This window comes from Cysteiniphilum marinum (assembly GCF_014857925.1).
GTDB lineage: Bacteria > Pseudomonadota > Gammaproteobacteria > Francisellales > Francisellaceae > Caedibacter > Caedibacter marinus.
The window spans coordinates 59327-76878 of the sequence record NZ_JACYVZ010000007.1 but is presented as its reverse complement, the minus strand read 5'-3'; the positions used below and the strand labels follow the sequence as shown (position 1 = coordinate 76878).

Genomic DNA, 17552 nt, shown 5'->3' with positions numbered 1-17552 from the left:
ACACTATTATTTGGCTTTGAGGTCTTCATTTACACAAATGTTAATGCACAGTGCTGTGCATTATTCAAAGCGAGCAATAATGGACTAACGTTTAAGAGGTAGGTGAAACTGAAAGTAGTGGGCTTGCAAGTAACAGAGTATCACCATAATTATAGGCATTACCAAATCCTGCATGATTGTATATCGCTACATAGTCAGAGTTAGCAAGCTTCTGCCAAGTGCTTGAGCCATTTTTTTGTATGTATAAATAATGCTTATTAGGATTTATCGTTGTATCTTTCACAAGTGCATACAAGTTATTATCATCGTCATGTGAAATTGTTGCTGTGCCAGATGGGATACTGATTGTTGACGTGGCATAGTTCGATAAATTGTAGCGTCTGATTTTGTTGTCATACAGTGTATAAATCGTCTGATCAGTTAAGTCTATGGGAGAGAAATTTTCTGAAAATGTACTGCTTTGACTGATTGGTGTTACTGTTTGATTATTGTTCGCATTCAATAAGGTTTGAACATCAAAGGTTAAAAATGCACGACGGTGTGTGCTTGTAACACCATACTCCCACGAATCAGCATGAAGCACTAAATACTGTCCATTTGGTGTAACTTTAAACATCTCGGATACTAACGTTTGATACATAGGATTATCTTTTACCCAAAAACCAGATGGATAATTAAACTTTAGCCTTTTGCACGTTTGGTTGGTATTGCACACCAATATAACGCCTTGTGCATTATTGGCATTGACGCCATAGTCTTTATCATCCCAGCGCGGATAGATGAAGTAATCATTGCTATTAGGAACCGTTGCTGATTTGGTAGTACTATTAAACCAATTGGTATTAAGGCTGTCTTTTAATTTATTCCATGTCTTGCCCAAGTCAATGCTTTGATGTACAGCACGTGAATTTAAAACAAGTCCGCTACCCATGGCGCCTGAAATTGAGCTTGTCCAATTGGAAACTAGATTGTTTACATTTGGAACCTTATAAAGGTATTTGAAGCTATTGCTATCAACACCAGAATATTGATCTTGTGGGTAGAAAGTATAAAGGGTTTGATTGTAACTATTGCTATTGTCATATCTAAGCAGTGCGACTTGACCGTCACCAAAGCTGCGCATATTTAAGATTCTTCCTTCGTTGGTGAACTCAGGTGTTGAAAATAAAACACTTAGAGGCTCATTTGCCGATTTATCAGAGATGTTTTTAATGGATGCTTGTGCATCATCAAAAAAGCCATACTGGAAGATATCCCAATAATGCGGGGTATATAAAAAGGTTTTTGCCATAAGCTTATAATTGACTGTGATAGGCAGTTTCTGATCTGCAGTTGCCGTAATTGTGATATTGATTGTTTTGGGTTGTGACACATCAAAGCTCTTAGGCGTGTAGTAATAATATGAGCAAGATTGACCTGATGAAAGCGTATCTGTGCAGCTATCTGTCATTGCTCGCGCTTTGATATAGTTATTACCAGTAAATGAGTTCGCTAAGTTAACGTCGCTTGAATCATCATTATGTACATTAAGCTTAATGGTATTTGGATGGTTTTCGTTATATTGCGTATCTTCACTTATCGTAACACTTGATGGAGGGATAACATAAAAGCTTTTTGAAGTCACATTACCAATGTTAGATGTGATATCCGGTGTGATATTAATTTTATACTCACCAGATGGTACTGCTTGAGACTTGCTGATGGTAAATACTCTATCACTGTGAGCAGGAATAATCGTATTGATGACGTTTTTAGTAGAGAAACCATTGACTGCTTGGTCAGTCGTATCACTAAAGCCATACCGTGCTTTTGTGATATCAGCATCAAAGGGACTCGTGTTTGTCACAAGGACATCGATATCTTGCAATGTGTTCTCACGGAAGTAATCCGTTGGTGTATTTGTACCAAGATCTTTTAAGACAAGGGATAATGAGGCATTTGGGATTGTTACCTCATGGTTGAGTGTAAACATATTGCCATCTTCTTTATTCCCAAAATGATAGGCTAAAGAAAGTGTGTTGGTGGCAACTCTTGATGCTTTGGCTGATGCGCTCACTTCTAAGGTGACATGACAGCTTTGATGCTGCAAAAGGGTCGATAAATGGCAGGTCTCATTCTTGAGGTTAACACCATCAGGTAGTTGCGTTGTATCAACCTGCTCGACTGTCACAGCTTGAGCGTCATTATTGGTCAATGTGTAGGTGTAATCATCTGGTTTATCAATCGGTTTATCAATGATGAAGCTCGCCCCTTCATTTACATTGATATAAACAGGCTTTGGAATAATATTCTCTGCGGTAATTAAAATAGCAGGCGTGTCAGTGTTTTCTAAGTGACGAATATCATCAGCAGTAAACAAAGCATCTGCTTTAAATGAAATAACAAATGTTTGTGTTTGCTCAGGTGATAATTTATTGATGCTTAGGGTTGATTTATCAATATCTACTAAGGGTAAAATTGTATCAGCAACGACAAGTGTCAGTTGATCAATATCTTTGACATCGCCTTGACTTCCTTTATGCATAACCGGAATGTTAATACTTTTTGGCACTGATTGATCACTTAAAACAGCAGCTGTTGAAATATCAGCATAAGGTGCATCGATAAGCTGGACATTGGTTTTAAGTGCAAGTGTGAGAGTGTGTGATACTTCAGTACTGCTATTATTGTTACGGAAATTAAGTTTAAATTGCCCATTACCTGAAAGCAATGAGTCGGTTTCGATATCGACTTGGCAAGATTGATGAGGTGCTAGCACATCACAGTTATTGTTGGTGATTTTTACACCTTGAGGCAGTTGATCTTCACTGATGGAGATGATTTTATAACTGTCATCTGGGTCATTATTGGTTAACGTGTATTGATAGCTTTTGCTTGGTAAAAGGGTAGTATCTCCGGAAATCTCAAGACTGCTACTATAGCGAAACGCTGGGGTAATGCTAATGCTATCACCTGTGTTTGTGTCATTGGCGACCACTTGGATCAGTTGAGTTTGCAAGTTGTTATTTAGCGCATCCGCAAATACCGTTAGCGCATTATCATCTTTAAAAGTTAAGGTAAGTGTTTTTGTGCTATCTAAATCAAGTGAAAAGCTTGGCGTTTCAGAGTCAATATAGGGCTTTAGATCATCCACAATTTGAAAATGTATATTTGCCAAAGCATTGCCAACAAAGTTGCCATTTGGCAGTTTAGCAATACCAATGTTTTGAATGTCAAATTGTGTCTTATTCCCTGCAAAGATGTTATGGGGAATGTTATTGTCTGTGATTAAACGGTTACCACCAAGAATATTAATAGGTGTGATGTAATCGTTTGGCTGATACGAAAATCCTTGCTGATGATAGGTGATATACCAAGGAATATTAGTACTAACCTTAATAGAGGAGTCAAAAAGTAGTTGGCAGGTTGTATTTGCATCGAGCTCTTTAATGTTATCAGTTAAATGATAAAAACAGCTATCTTCGACCACAGTATTAAATGCAAGCTCAGGCTTATCTAAAAATGCGCTAAAGTCAACATTAAACACATTAGCGGAGATGTTGCTAATTGTGCCCAAATTAATACTAGGTTTATAATCACCGACGGAAGGCAGGTGTGTGATCGTGTCTTGTCGAGTGATATTAAGCGGAAGTTTAACCTCAATATTTGGCGTAATACTGTGAGAGTTGCTACCCATAATTTGTAGTGCATTTAATGATTGATTGTTGTTAAGTGCGGATATCAACAGATCAATCTGTTTACTGGATAAATTCTCTTTTGGTTTTAACCATAGCGGTGTTGAGAGTTTCTCATCTGGTGCCAAGGAGGTGTAATCAATCAGCCTTGAGTTATTGATATCAATAAGATCCGCTAAGGTGATAGCAGCGCTATCTATATGACCGATTGTTTTAGTGGTATCGATAATGATCTGAGGGGTGTTTATATAGTTCTTACCAGTATTTTTTATATCAAGCTGAATGTCCTCTGGCATAATGGCACTTACTGCTTGAGTAAGTGTCATTGTACTCATATTTGTCGTCGGTTTATCGACTTTTTGTCTATCAATCGCAATACTGAGCTTTTCACCTGATGCAAAATGAATATTAAGTCCCGGAGTACCACTTTGTAGAGATTGCAAAGAAGCTTTTTGTTCTACGTTCACAGATGGCAACTCATGTAAGTATACATAGCAACTTCCAGTTTTTGCTGCCAGTACTAAACCACTGTGACAGCTATTGCTTTGTGTCGTATCCAAAACATAATTGTTATCAGAGAAATCAAAGGAACTAATGATCTGATCTTCATTGCCAATATTTTTGATCTCATAGATATAACTTGCATTAAGTCCCAAGATGCTTTCTTTTGGATTCGTTTCGCTGGCACTATACGTTAGATTGGTAATAGGTATGGGCGTTGGCGTTGGTGAAGGTGAAGGGGGGCCTGAGGAACCACTGCCTCCACCTCCCCCGCAACCGGCAAGTGTTAATGATAATAACAGAATGATTTTGGGGAAGGTTTTCTTTTTCATAATTGCCTCAAAAATGGTTATACAACATGGTTATGTTTTAACCGTTATTATTTAATAAATACGTTCTTCTTGTGTACAAATGTTGACGCACAACGTTGTGCATTAATATTTCAGAGAGGGTTGAAGGGACGTTTGGCTAAGATGCAGTAATGTGCTAAAAAGTAACTGTCACAGGCGAATTAACATGTACACTCTGGAGAAAATCAAGCGCTCCGCTATGGTCAATCTTAAAAATACTAATGTTGTTTGACAGCTGATTAGCTGCAACAAGATATTCTTCAGTGTTATCAATCGCTAGATCTCTAGGGTAATTACCAAAAGCGTCATATTCATTTTGCAGCTTTAGCATCTTTTCGTTTTGTTTGAGCTTAAATTTAGCAATGCTATTGAGACCTCTATTGGAGACATATAAGTAGTTATTATCTTTTGTGCTGTTTTTTGAAAGTACAAGTTCAGCGGGATAGTTTCTTTCTGATGAATTTTGTGGCGAGCTTAAGGTTGTTGGCTGAGAAGAAATATAGGTTAACCTTCCTGTATTAACGTCGAATTTAAAAACACTAATACTTGAGTTTAACTCGTTCACAACATATAGGTATTTTTTGTTTGGACTGATAAGCGCATGCCTTGGACCTGCACCAGAAGTTGTTTTGATCTTACTTAATTGCACGAGCTCATGTGTTGATCCATCAAGGCGATAAACCGTTATCGTATCACCTCCTAAATCACAAACAAAAACATACTCAATCCCATGAATAACAGTGCTTTCAATGCCATGAACATGAGATCCAGATTGTCGTTCAGGATCAATGCTATGATCATGATAGGGAATAACTTGAAGTGGTTTGGCATCAAGTGTGCCGTCATTACTGATCTGGAGTAGTGAGATCCCTGATTCTTCGCCTGCTGCGTTACCATAATTGGCAACAATCATCACAGGGTATAATTTACTTTTTAAAGCATGCACTGGATTGGCAAGCTTACTGCTGGATAGTGTTATTTTACTCAATGTCTTATTTATATTGCTTTGGTAGGTGGTGATCTGACCAGACTCAAGTTCATTGGTACTGTATATCAGATCATGATCTTTCAACAGATACGTCGGATTTAAAGACTTATCATCACCATGTGTTGCAAGCGCTATAGGACTTATTTGTCCAGTGTCTGAAATATTAAAGTGATAAATGCCATGACCAGGGGGTGTGCCCCATTCAGTATAGGTGCCAACATATACCTCATTGGATGAGATAAATTGGCAGCATAGTGTAAAAGCAAAAATTGTCTTTACGTGTTGTGTTAATAATTTTCTCATGATGTATCTTAAATATTGTATTTAGGTGATTTAAGTTTTCTCATATTTTGAGACTTTTTAAATCAATGTTTTTGCACAGTTATGTGCGTTTATTTGGTTTTAAAAGTCTCAGATAATGCATCAATAAGTGATGGATCAGCATTATTATGCGGATTAGGGGTGTCCCCTGAAGTATCCCAAAACATACCACCTTGTAGCCCTTGTTGCTTGATCCATTGCCCTTTGATCTTAACCATAGTGGCTGAATCGTAGGTAATAAACATTTTTGTTTGTGGGTTGTAATAGTAGCTTTCTACGATCTGACCAAATGGGTAAAGTGCTTCAGCAACGCGATAGCCAGAGCTCGTAACCTCGCCAAAGTTACCCACACTTTTCAGTGTGTTATTACCGTCGCGCACAAGAATATAGGTATACTGATTGGCGGTATCGGCAAAGCTTTGGCATATCTGAGTATCTTTTTGTACTGAAAATGAATTACCCATTAGGCAGTTGTAGCCTAAATTACCTGGTTCCCATTCTCCAGAACCTGTTGAGCCTGTTTGATAGACCCCAGGGGTGTTAGCATTTCCCATAAGGACATTAATCCATTGTCGTCCATAGGCGGGGAGCCCTGCAACAATTTTATTATTGGGCACACCTTGGGCATTTAAAGCAGCGACAGAGCTTATTAGATTCCACGAGCCTTTTGTTGTTGCATAGTTTGGTGCATCTTGTCCTTCTGCTGCGGAAAGTGGTGATTGATGACCTGTAATACTGCTCCAAGTACCTGCTGCGTCATATGACATAATGTTAATTGAATCCAAGTACGGCATCATCTTGTCATATTGGTTAAGAGCAATGTTATCTGGTGCTTGATTAATAGCAATACTTAAATGGTAATGTTTACCTGTTGTGTTACTCAAAGTATTAAGCTTTTGGCGTACGACTTTAATTAACTCAACATAATCTTGTGCTTCTTGGTAGATAAGGTGTTTGTCATAAATAGCTTGTTTTTGGGTTGTGCTTGGGTTGGGATCAAGTGTTGCAATCTCAGCATTAGCAGCATTGAGATAGGCATTTTGCACACCCCATACAGGAAATTCCCAGTCAAGATCCAAACCATCCATGTCGTATTGTTCTACTAAAGCAACAGCAGTATTGGCGAAGTTCTCACGTTTTTGTGGATCAGCGGCAACGGCGGGGAAATGTGTTGACCATGTCCATCCACCAATTGAAAACACAGCAATTAAATCATTGTTATATTTCTCTTTGGCAAGCGCTTTAAGTTGTAAAATACGCTCTAAATTGCCATAAAATGGCTTGTTGGAGCCCTCACCAAACCAAGTGCCTGCCTTATAAGTACCATGTTCAGTGATAACATCTTCAGTGAAGCGCTTTCCAGTATCAGCATAACTATCACCGAGCATAACATTACCGTCGGCATCAAAGTTTAAAAAAGCATAGTAAAGCACATCTAGGTCTTTGGCATCTAAATCATGAATCTGGTGATTGCGTCCATAAGTTCCCCATGCAGGGTAATAGGCGCCTATTTGATAAAAAGCACTATCAAATGTGTAATTTGCGGTTAAATTAAGCTGCACATCTGGTGTGATCAATACATTTTGCTTTTGTGCAGCACTGTAATGATGCTGGTTTACCGCATCAAAAAAGTCCTGATAAACCACATGATAAGTGCCAATAGGTAAATCAAACTCAGCCAAATAGTTAGTAGTTACTTTTGTTGTGATAGCATCATATGCGCTATCATAGATCGTTATATTTCGTTGCGGTGCTGTTTGAGGTAATCCTGTTAAGCTCACATGTAAACGACCCGTTTCTACTGTAGCTTTATGATAGTTAAGTGTTATCAAGGCGCTTGTTTCTTGCGTTACCGCAATCTTAGTGGTGGTTAGCGTATAAGTGTCATTACCATGTGTAATAATCGAGTTAAGCGTATAGTCATCGATGGTGAGCTTTATGCCATCTGCGGCTTTTAACTCAGTGAGATTAAAGGTTGTTTTGTCACCTGTTGAATTAGTGAAGATGACATTACCTTCGGCATTAGATGGCACATTTATTGTGTTAAATTGAACATTTACTTCTTGTGGAGAAGGTTTAGGGTCTGTGGGTGGTTGCGTATTTGATAAATGGGCTAAGAAGGTTCTGGTAAAGTCATAAGGCTTTTGATCAATACCTGAATAATCGGCATTAGCATGCTCGCCTAAGTCACCTTCTTTATTTTGGTTGCGATCAATATCAATAGACCAAAATGAAATGCCCGCAAAGCCATTGTTGGTAACGTATTTTGCCAAGTTTTCAGCATCAGCTAGGTCAAATACGCTGGCATCATAATCGATACCAATCTTAGGAGTTAAACGAATCATTTGTTTAATTTCTTCATTTGTTTTTTGCGGATAGATCGTTTTTAGTTGAGTGACGCCTTTTTGACTAGCGGCAATAACACTTTGTGAGATAGGGGTATTTGGTAATTTTTGTGAGTACCATGCCATTGTCATCATATTCCATTCAAAAACGTCCAAGCCCTTATCTTTAGCACTTTGAATAATAGCTAGCGCATTTGCGGGGAATCCATCAATATTAGCAGGTAGGGTAAATGAAATATGTAACTCAGGATTTGCTTGTTTGATGGCGGTTAATGCATTTAGTCGTTTTTCATTGGCTTTGACATCACCTAAATGAGCCCCTTCAATATCAAAGTCAATAACGAAAGGTTTATACATATCAATGGTTTGTTGATATGCATCAATAAGCTCCGTTAAGCTGCAAACATTGGCAATCGTGTTGCCATTCTCTCCGCCAAATGAAATGCCTAAGCGTCCTCTGTTTTGTTGCAAATATTGAGCTCCTGCGACATAAAGGTTATTGCTTAGTGCCAGTGATGATAATCCACCCCAGCTTGGAGCACAGCTAGATTTAGCGGCATCTTGTGTAATGAAAGCAAACATATAATCATAATGTTGAGTATTATCTGCAATTTCCCAAATATTTGAGGTTGCAGGGTTTGATGACCAAACCATATTAAACGTAATATCCTTAAATGGCATTAAAGCAATATGTTCTGAGCTTGCAGGTATTGGTTCTGGGTTGGGTTCTGGTGTTGGCTCAGGTGTTGTTTTTGCGGTGATTGAGAATGATTTACCATAATTGGAAACAAGATTATGATAGGCGTTATTAATTTTGAAGTTTCTACTGATATAGTTGCTAGCATCTTTAGTTGTTTGCATCTGGATATAACAGCTTGCACCAGATGCTAGCATGCCATGGTGACAAGGTGTTTTTTGTGCCACATCAGTTAGTTGTATTTGATCATTTGGCACGATTGAAAAACCAGATGCTAACCCTGAACTGTCATTTGGCAAGAGCCATGGGATATCTCCAGTATTGGTGATTTTAATTTCAGCACTTTCTCCTGCCACAATACTATCTGCCATATCAATTTGTGCTGTAGTTGTTGCAAGGCTTAGATTGGTGCTAATAACGTACAAATTACCCGCGCGATCACTCAAGCTAAATACATAGCGATTATCTTTCGCACTACTGTAATTTGTGGATTTGACGGTAAAGTTTAGTGGCTTATCTCGTGTAATAAGAAGCGGTAATTTATCCTTGGTCGGTGATAAAATATCAAGATTAAAGTAAGTAGATTCATCGTGGTAGTCGACCAAATAAAGATCGGAATGAATCATTTTATTAAGTGTTACGCTATGTATTTGTTCTGGGATAATATGATCCACATTGTCAAAGCGAATGAATTGACTGCTATCAAGTATATCAAAAAGAGGGCGTGACATATTAGCCGCTTTTATACCGATAAAATGACTTTCTTTATTGTTGTCTATAGCAGTTGCATTGTTAGTTAAGTAGTTGTCTACAGCATCAGATAGCGCAAAGTGTAAAGTCGTGGTTTCTCCTGCGGCTAATGTGTTGACTTGGACTTTGTCATTTTGTGTGAAAAGATTTTCTAACGCGTCAGGCACTGAGATGTGTAGATTGTTTAAATTTGTATCCGAGCCATTGTAAATCGTGATGTAGTAATGCTCATCTTTTTTGTAAAAAGGTGTGATCTCAATAAGATTAATATCAACTAATTTATTATCGAGTATTTCAACAAATTCTGTGATAAAGCGTTGCTGTACACGGGCTATGTTTTTGCTGTGAATCGTTATTTCGCCTTGGGCTAGACCCTGCACTTGGGGAAGGCTCTCATCTACTTCGATCAAAAATTCACACGTTTGTTGTGCGAGGATGCTTAAATTCTGACAGTGATTAGAGTGTGTGATGATGCCTTGACTAAAAGTGATTGTTTCGATATCGATTGCTGAAGTAAAGCTTTGATTGTTAAGGGAGACTTTAGCAATCGCTTTTTGTCCTTTAGCAATCACCTCGGGCATATCTAAAACGGTAATATTAAGTGGGTTTTCACTAACGTTAATATCGAGTGTTTTGGCTTGTGCTAAGTTGGTGTTTGCTGTATTGAGTGTAAGTGTTGAATCAGATGCTTTGGCATTTGCTTTGACGATAAGTTCAATTTGACAGGACTGTCCTTTCATCACAACAGGGTTATTCAAGCAACTGCTATTAAGTGCGTCAATATTTATATCATCGGTGTTAGATAAAATGTAGTCACTAACATTGTTTGATGGCGTCCAATTAAAGTCAGCCATATTTGTAAGCTTAATCTTATAAGTTTGCTCACTATCTTTATTGGCAAACAATAGTGGCATGCTAACGACGATAGCCTGTGGATTAATATGGCTATCAACATCAATTATTGCTGTTGTGATTTGATTGAAGGCTATATCTGAAATAAGGTCGATATATTCGACGACTATTTGCCCCTGCCCTAAGGCGTGTGGCATGATTTCCAGAGGAATTTTAAGGCTTTGAAAGCTTGCGGCAGCTAACTGTTTTTTTAATAGATTAACACCTGTCAGTGATGCGCCTTTTGCAAAGTAAATATTTTTAATACTTAAGGCATGTGGTGTGTTGTTTTTAAAGGTTATGGATTGCATTCCAACGTCTGTCAGTGTTGTGCTTTCTAAAGTTGCAGGGGTGATATAAACACTAAGACTAGGGTAAATAGTGTTATTCGATTCAACGGTGAATTTAACCAGTTGAGTTGTCTTATTATTACGCAACTGTGCCTCCATCATTGACAGTGCTTTTAGACTTGTGTTGTCGGATTTAAAGTAAATTTTAAAAGTATAACTCTCACCTTTGGCAAGTGTGGCAAGATTTAGGGTGTTGTCCTGTTTATCATCAACGTATTGCGTAAGTTCTCCAAGATCAACTGCAAGATCGTTCAAAGTCTCTTTTGTGCTATTGATCACTGTAATACTAAGTTGGCTACCAATTAAATCACCAGAAACAGTGGGGTTAGGCACTGGAACAGGCGCTGGATTCTCAATGCTTATCTGGTTCTTTTGAGAAAAAACATTCCCTGTTTGGTCATGGATTACGATCTGCATATCATCAGATTGGGCATATGGATTGATTAGTTTCAGATCTAAAAGCTGTTGCTCATGCGGCTTAATGGTTAGTGGTAAGCTATTGTTAAGTTGTAGCCCTAGTGCATTGTTTTGTGTGAGTGAAACACCTGTTGAATCGTTAATTTGAGTCAATGTCAGCAGTTGATCAGAAATGTTTTCAATGGCAAAACTTAACTCACTTTGCGTGATACTAAAGGTTTTATCTGGTATATATAAATTAAATGGAAGTGTAGCGAGTGTAACCTTTGGATATGCTTTTTTGATGTTAGCTCCTTTGACAGTGATCGCGTATTGTGAAGTATTATCTTCAAGTATCTTTTTGTGCTCAGCACTTAGCTTTTGATCATAGTCTCCATGGACTAAGAATTTAAAATCAACGCGCTCACCCGGCGCAATTGGCGCATTATATTCAAGGTGATCATTATCTACTGGTGTTATTACTGAGCTTAGCCAATCAGGTAAGCTTAAACGAATATTTTGAATAGGTTGAGTATCGGTGTTTTTAAAGCTCAGCGTACTAATAGTATTCGGACGTAGCGTCAAATTTTCCTTAAAAGTAATATGTTGCAATAAAGGTGAGTCGTCAGTAACAAACTGACTGTGAAGGCGAATATGAATATCTTCGCTATTTGTCTTGATACGGATTAGTTCATCCAGCGTCTGGCTAATATGTGCTTTAATGCGAAAAGAAATACGGCAGCGTTCGTTATTATTTAGCCTTTTAATGGTTGAAGATGTCGGAAAGCAACTATTGGTTTTATCATTATCAGTCAGTTGAATATCAATGCCATGGAGTTGCGGAATACTAATGCCCTGAAGTTCCAATGGTGTTGTATTTACTGCTGTAGCCATTTGACCAAAGTAGACATTTTTGTGGGAATCTATCTCAAATGATGTAATGACGTCTTCGTTCAAAGCAATTGCATTTGGTAAGTTTGCGATGACACTTACACTAGGTTCAAACTGTGTTGATTCTGGATTGGTTTGATTTTCGTTACTGTCATTGTCACCGCCACCGCTACAACCAAATAAACTCAATCCCAACAGACATACTACATATGGTAAAGTATTGCTGCTCATTGCTATCTCCTTACATAATAATAGATAAAACTTTATTTGATTATTTTTTGCTCTTTGTTCTTTAATGTGAATAAATCTTTACGCACAGCTATGTGCGTTTTTGTTTGTTTTTAAATCATTTGATGTTTGGTTAAATTTGAACCACCGAAAAGGTAGCAAATTTAATATAAAAACTAATAAGAGGAAATAAACAATGAAAAAACTACTTTCTACAATCATGATGACAGCGGCGGCAACAGGTGTTGCTTTAGCAAGTGTTCACAATGGTAGTGAGGTTTATCAACAAGTCAGTGACTACTCAAGCATTACGATGGGATCACCTGCAGTGACAGATCTTAAACATTTAAGTGAGGATATTAAGCACTTAAGAATGATCTCAGCACTTGATGAGCTGAATTCGATTGTACAAAGTGCTCAAACTGGATTCTCGCCTTATAAAGCAAGCTATAACAAGGTGAAATTTAGCATTGAGCATATCAATAACAGTATTCAAGGGCTAACTGCGGCATTACAAACTCAAAACTTTGTTGAAGTCCCTGTATTAACGCAAGCCATCAAGAGTGATTTTAATACGATTTGGAATGAGCGCAGCAGCATGTGGCAAAATGGCAACTACATCAATGATATGAGTAACTACTTTATTGTTGAAGGAATTGCAGCAATCAACAAACAGCAAGATAAAGAAGCGGCTATTAAAAGCTGGGCAATGTTAAATCAGTTAGCTTATGACTACCCACAACAATTATTTATGATGATTAATAAAGTAATTGATGGGACGAAAAGTATTATCAATATAACGGATGATCAGTTAAAGAGTGTTATTGGTTCTTTACAGGCGAATCCAAAATTTCAGCAACTAGCATTAGTGAGTGCAAAATCTCGTGAGATTGCCAAGCAAGTGTCACAGATTAATGAGCAAATCCAAAATGCTAAATTATTTAATAAGCATATTTTTAATGACAAAATGCGTGAGGTAATGGCGCAAGTTGATCAAACAGTGCAATCGGCATCTGATCGTGTGCAAGTGATTGATTTTATGGTATCAGGGGATGTGACAAACTATCAAATAGTGGTCGATAGTGCCGAAAAAGGCAATGAAGTTGCAAAGCTTACGATGTTAGCATCTGAAGCGCTTTCTGAGAAAACAGGACAATCAGCAACGCAAAGCTATCACGAGATTCTTTATGTCTTAGCAAGTTTAACCAAAACGGTTATCAATCAGTAAATAACTGAAGTTACGTATTTAGAAAAGCTATGATTTTATAAACACCCCGTCAGCCTACGGCTGCCACCCCTCTTGCAAAGAGGGGAATTGGGCAACGATAATTTTAATTCCCCTCTTTGCAAGAGGGGTGCCGAGCTTGCGAGGCGGGGTGTTGAAATAGCAAAAGTGCGCAACCCCAGTAAATTAAGTCACTTGATCGGTATGTTTTGCCACGATTTACTTATTTTTTACATTTGGAGAACACTTTTTATTCATGTCGATTCTTAGAATATCTCGTAGCAATTTCTATCCCTACAACAATCCAAAAGGAGCAATAATGAAACTTAGTAAAAAACTCATCGCATCGGCGATTTTAACTTCATTGTCAACAATTACTATGGCTAACTGCGTGCTAGATTCGTCTAGTTCTGGTTGGACAGGAAGTGTCACATTTCACTGTGATGAACCAACAGATTTATACAATAACCCAATCAGCTTTGATGTTGATCATGCTGTTAAGGTTAGCTCTATTTGGGGAATCGATGGTAAAACCCAATTGACGCAAGATGACAGTACTGTGTCTGTGAGTGTGAAAAAATGGTGGCCAGATGAGCCATATACATTACCTGCAAACCAGTCGGTGACAATGCAATTCTCACCATCAAGTAATGAATTTAATATAAGCAATTTCCATGTTGGTCCTGTGGCGCCAGTATCTCAGGCACACATTTCAGTTGAGCTGACAGAAAAACCAGACTTTATCCAAGAAGGACACCTAGCTGATGTTATTATTTATAAAGATGGCAATAAACTCACAGAGATTAATAATCAGCCATGGAATACTAAGCTTGATGTCAAAGTACCATTAAATAGCGATCAAGATACAGCAAAAATAACCATTAGCGTACCATCTTTAGATGAAGCGACAGGATCAGCGGATCCAGCAAGCTTTGTACTTAGCAACGGACAAACACAATCAGTTCAAATCAAGTATAAACAGCTGCCTGTGGAAACTGGAACATTAAAAGTCACATCAACTGTACAAGGATCAACGCCTGAAACACATCCACATTATGTCATTACAACCATGGATAATGTAGTTGTTAAGGAAGGAGATTTAGACTGGAAGGCAAACTTCATTGATGGACTTAGATCATCTGCAGAAGGTGTGCATTATAAACTTAATGTTGCTTCATTTATCGAGGGTGATTACGAGTATAAACCGGAAGGCAAAGAGCAACTAACTCGCGATATTACGATCCAAACAGATAAAACGACGCCTGCTAAGATCACTTATCAGTTGGAGAAAATCTTACCAGAGAAAGTTAGTATTACAGTATCTGGATTGCCAAAGGGTTCTAAGGCTGAGCTGAATTTAAAGGATGAAAAAGGTGCGTCAATTGCACCAATTACATTGGATCACAATGGCAGCTACCCTGTGCAAAATATTCCGCGAAACAACCTTAATTGGCATGCTGATGCAACGAATATTATGACAGAAAAAAATCGATATTTATCAAGTGTTTCACCAAGTAACTTTATAGCAAATAAAGATGGAATTAACTTAGATGTCAGTTATAAGAAAGAAAGTTCACACTATATGGTTGGTTATTTAAATCAGTATTATGGTCCTTGGAATCAAAAAGTAACGATCTCAGATGCAGCACAGGCTGGGTATAACGTTATCGTTATTGCTTTTGCTAGTGGATTATCTGATGCCACGCCTGTAACCACAGGTGCAAGACCAAATATTCAGTTTTATGGAGATATGTTTTTAGCCTATACCTCTTATAACACGTTTGATCAAACGAGTTTGCAGAAAATGCTGGATGATATTCAATTAGCAAAAGACAAATATGGATTAAAGAAAATACTGGTTTCTGTTGGTGGAGAAACGGGTGGCATAAGCCTTGATAATAAAAATCTTGACAACATGGCCGAAAATATCAGGTATTTCTTAAACTACTATCATCTAGATGGTATTGACTTTGATTTGGAGGGAGCGGTAAACCCTACGTTGCTTAAAGAACTTATTGCTAAGATAAAGCAAAAGCCATTAGCAAATGGACAAATCGCTACAGTAACTGCAGCGCCTCAGCTTAATCAAACGAATAAAGAAGATATGTATAGTGTATCCTTAGTAACAACAGCTATGAACCAAGACTATAAGGAAGCGGTGGAGTCAGGGGCGTTTGATATGTTGTTTCTACAAGATTATAACACGGGCAAAGAAAGTAATCGTATAGAGTATAAGAGTGATTATTGCAACGGTGAAGATGATGATGGGCGCTTATATTGCTCAGAAGAAATGCCTGGCTATATCGATGCGAGCTTTTATTATTTAACACAGCAAACAACATCAAAGCAGCAGCTACTTAATATTCCTGCGCAGACTTTGCTTGTTATGGGTGAACCAGCATTACAAGCTGCGGGAGGACTAGCTACTGTATTTAGTCAGTGGCAGCCTGCTCCGGGTCAAACTGTTTATAGTGAAATGGCAGATATTTATGGATCGCTTTCAAGTCAACCGCAATACGGAGGTGCAATGGTTTGGTCAATTAATCATGATTTCAATAATGATTGTCAATTTGCTAAATCTATAGCGCCTTCAGTTACCGGTGTTAGCTCAAGTTACTGTCAAGCCAGTGGTGTTTAAGTAGGTAATTTTAGTCATGATAAAAAGCGTATTATGCCTCTTGTCTATAGCTAATCCGATGTTGTTGATGGCACAAACCTTGGCAGTGTTTCAATGTCCTACAGAGGCGCAAGTTGCAAGCTATCTTCAGGATGATAGAGCGCCACTGGCAAGTCATGCCCGAATTATTGCAAAAGATAGGTTCAAAAATATTGAGATACTTTGGGTTAAACAATATGAATGTCAATGCAGTCGCATGTATCAACAACAGCAGAATCTGACGGGTTTAGTGCGCTTTAACTATGCTGAGCTTAGCTCTGGTTGGATGGGTGCGCGCATGTACAATAAACACTATCCAGAGCGCCCATCAGATAGCGGCTTATCTTGTCATTATCAAGTCTCAGGAAGTGATTTGGTGATGATTGTTAGTCAAATAGGATTCCCACAAGAGAATTTTCATGACAACTTTAAGTCGTTAGATGATTTGGATTTCAGCTACTTTATGCCGGATTCGACCCATACTCAGCATTCTTTCTGGCAAAAAAATAGTTATCAACAGAAGTATTTATGTGACCGCGAAGGCTTTCAGCAGCAAGGATGTATGTTGATGCTTAAAACAACCGCAAGTCATGATGATTGGTTATTTCAGGTGTCGAGCATGTAAGTAAAGTGCGATGATTCATTGCCCAATTTACATTTTTCTTACGTTTTGATGGCAGTCGCTTTACAAAGACTTTTTTACAATACCTTTCATGACAGCACAGGCAGTCATATTAAAACAAACGCTGATATTGTGAGTTCACAGCATAAAAAATAACTTTCATATTTAACCAAACAAAAAAGAGGAACAAGATATGAAAACTTTAAATAAATTAGTAGTAACAACGACATTACTTGCTTCTGGGCTGTGTGCATTAGCTCATGCCGGAACAATAGATTCTAGTAAAGCAATAGGTGGTTTCAGTATTAGTTTTGAAGGCGCTGGTGTGGCACCTAAAGATCTGCCTCAGCTTGTTATTTTGCCAACGGATCAGCCGGCGCCAGCAACAGATTATTGGCAATTAGTTAAGAAAGATGCCTATCACGGTTCCATTACGGGTAACACAAAAAGTGCCTCGCAAGTAAAGTTCTCTACATATGCGCACGACTATCAAGGTGACAATGTTTATATTGGTTTCCCAGACGGGCATGGTGGATACAGAATATGTCAGAATAGCAGCTATCAAAATGCACCCATTCAATTGAAAAAATCGGGTAATGTTAAAGTCATCGTAACTAATACACAGGCGGCTTATCCTACCTATGTTTGTAATGTGCAAATATAAAAG

Annotated in this window: 7 protein-coding genes; 4 read left to right on the top strand and 3 right to left on the bottom strand. The window is 38.1% G+C overall.

Annotated elements, in window-relative coordinates:
• Nucleotides 1-91: 91 nt before the first annotated feature.
• The 3 genes from IE867_RS05630 to IE867_RS05620 all read right to left on the bottom strand — a co-directional run bounded on the left by IE867_RS05630 (nucleotide 92) and on the right by IE867_RS05620 (nucleotide 12385).
• A complete protein-coding gene (locus IE867_RS05630; RefSeq protein WP_192483801.1) occupies nucleotides 92-4507 on the bottom strand; it encodes a hypothetical protein in 4416 nt (1471 codons plus the stop codon).
• Nucleotides 4508-4661: 154 nt separating this feature from the next.
• Nucleotides 4662-5816, bottom strand: a complete 1155-nt coding sequence (locus IE867_RS05625) for a lactonase family protein (RefSeq protein WP_192483800.1) — start codon at nucleotides 5814-5816, stop codon at nucleotides 4662-4664.
• Nucleotides 5817-5905: 89 nt separating this feature from the next.
• A complete protein-coding gene (locus tag IE867_RS05620; RefSeq protein WP_192483799.1) occupies nucleotides 5906-12385 on the bottom strand; it encodes a glycosyl hydrolase family 18 protein in 6480 nt (2159 codons plus the stop codon).
• A 193-nt stretch (nucleotides 12386-12578) separates the two neighbouring features.
• Between IE867_RS05620 and IE867_RS05615 the strand changes: the two genes are divergently transcribed.
• From IE867_RS05615 to IE867_RS05600, 4 genes are all read left to right on the top strand, one after another.
• The gene (locus tag IE867_RS05615; RefSeq protein ID WP_192483798.1) at nucleotides 12579-13610 is read left to right on the top strand and encodes a hypothetical protein; all 1032 of its coding nucleotides are present in this window, start codon (nucleotides 12579-12581) and stop codon (nucleotides 13608-13610) included.
• Between the two features lie 316 nt (nucleotides 13611-13926).
• Nucleotides 13927-16245 (top strand): glycosyl hydrolase family 18 protein, encoded by a 2319-nt coding sequence (locus IE867_RS05610; protein ID WP_192483797.1) that lies wholly within the window; start codon nucleotides 13927-13929, stop codon nucleotides 16243-16245.
• Between the two features lie 16 nt (nucleotides 16246-16261).
• Nucleotides 16262-16888, top strand: a complete 627-nt coding sequence (locus IE867_RS05605; RefSeq protein ID WP_192483796.1) for a hypothetical protein — start codon at nucleotides 16262-16264, stop codon at nucleotides 16886-16888.
• Nucleotides 16889-17078: 190 nt separating this feature from the next.
• Nucleotides 17079-17549 (top strand): hypothetical protein, encoded by a 471-nt coding sequence (locus IE867_RS05600; RefSeq protein WP_192483795.1) that lies wholly within the window; start codon nucleotides 17079-17081, stop codon nucleotides 17547-17549.
• Nucleotides 17550-17552 lie beyond the last annotated feature (3 nt).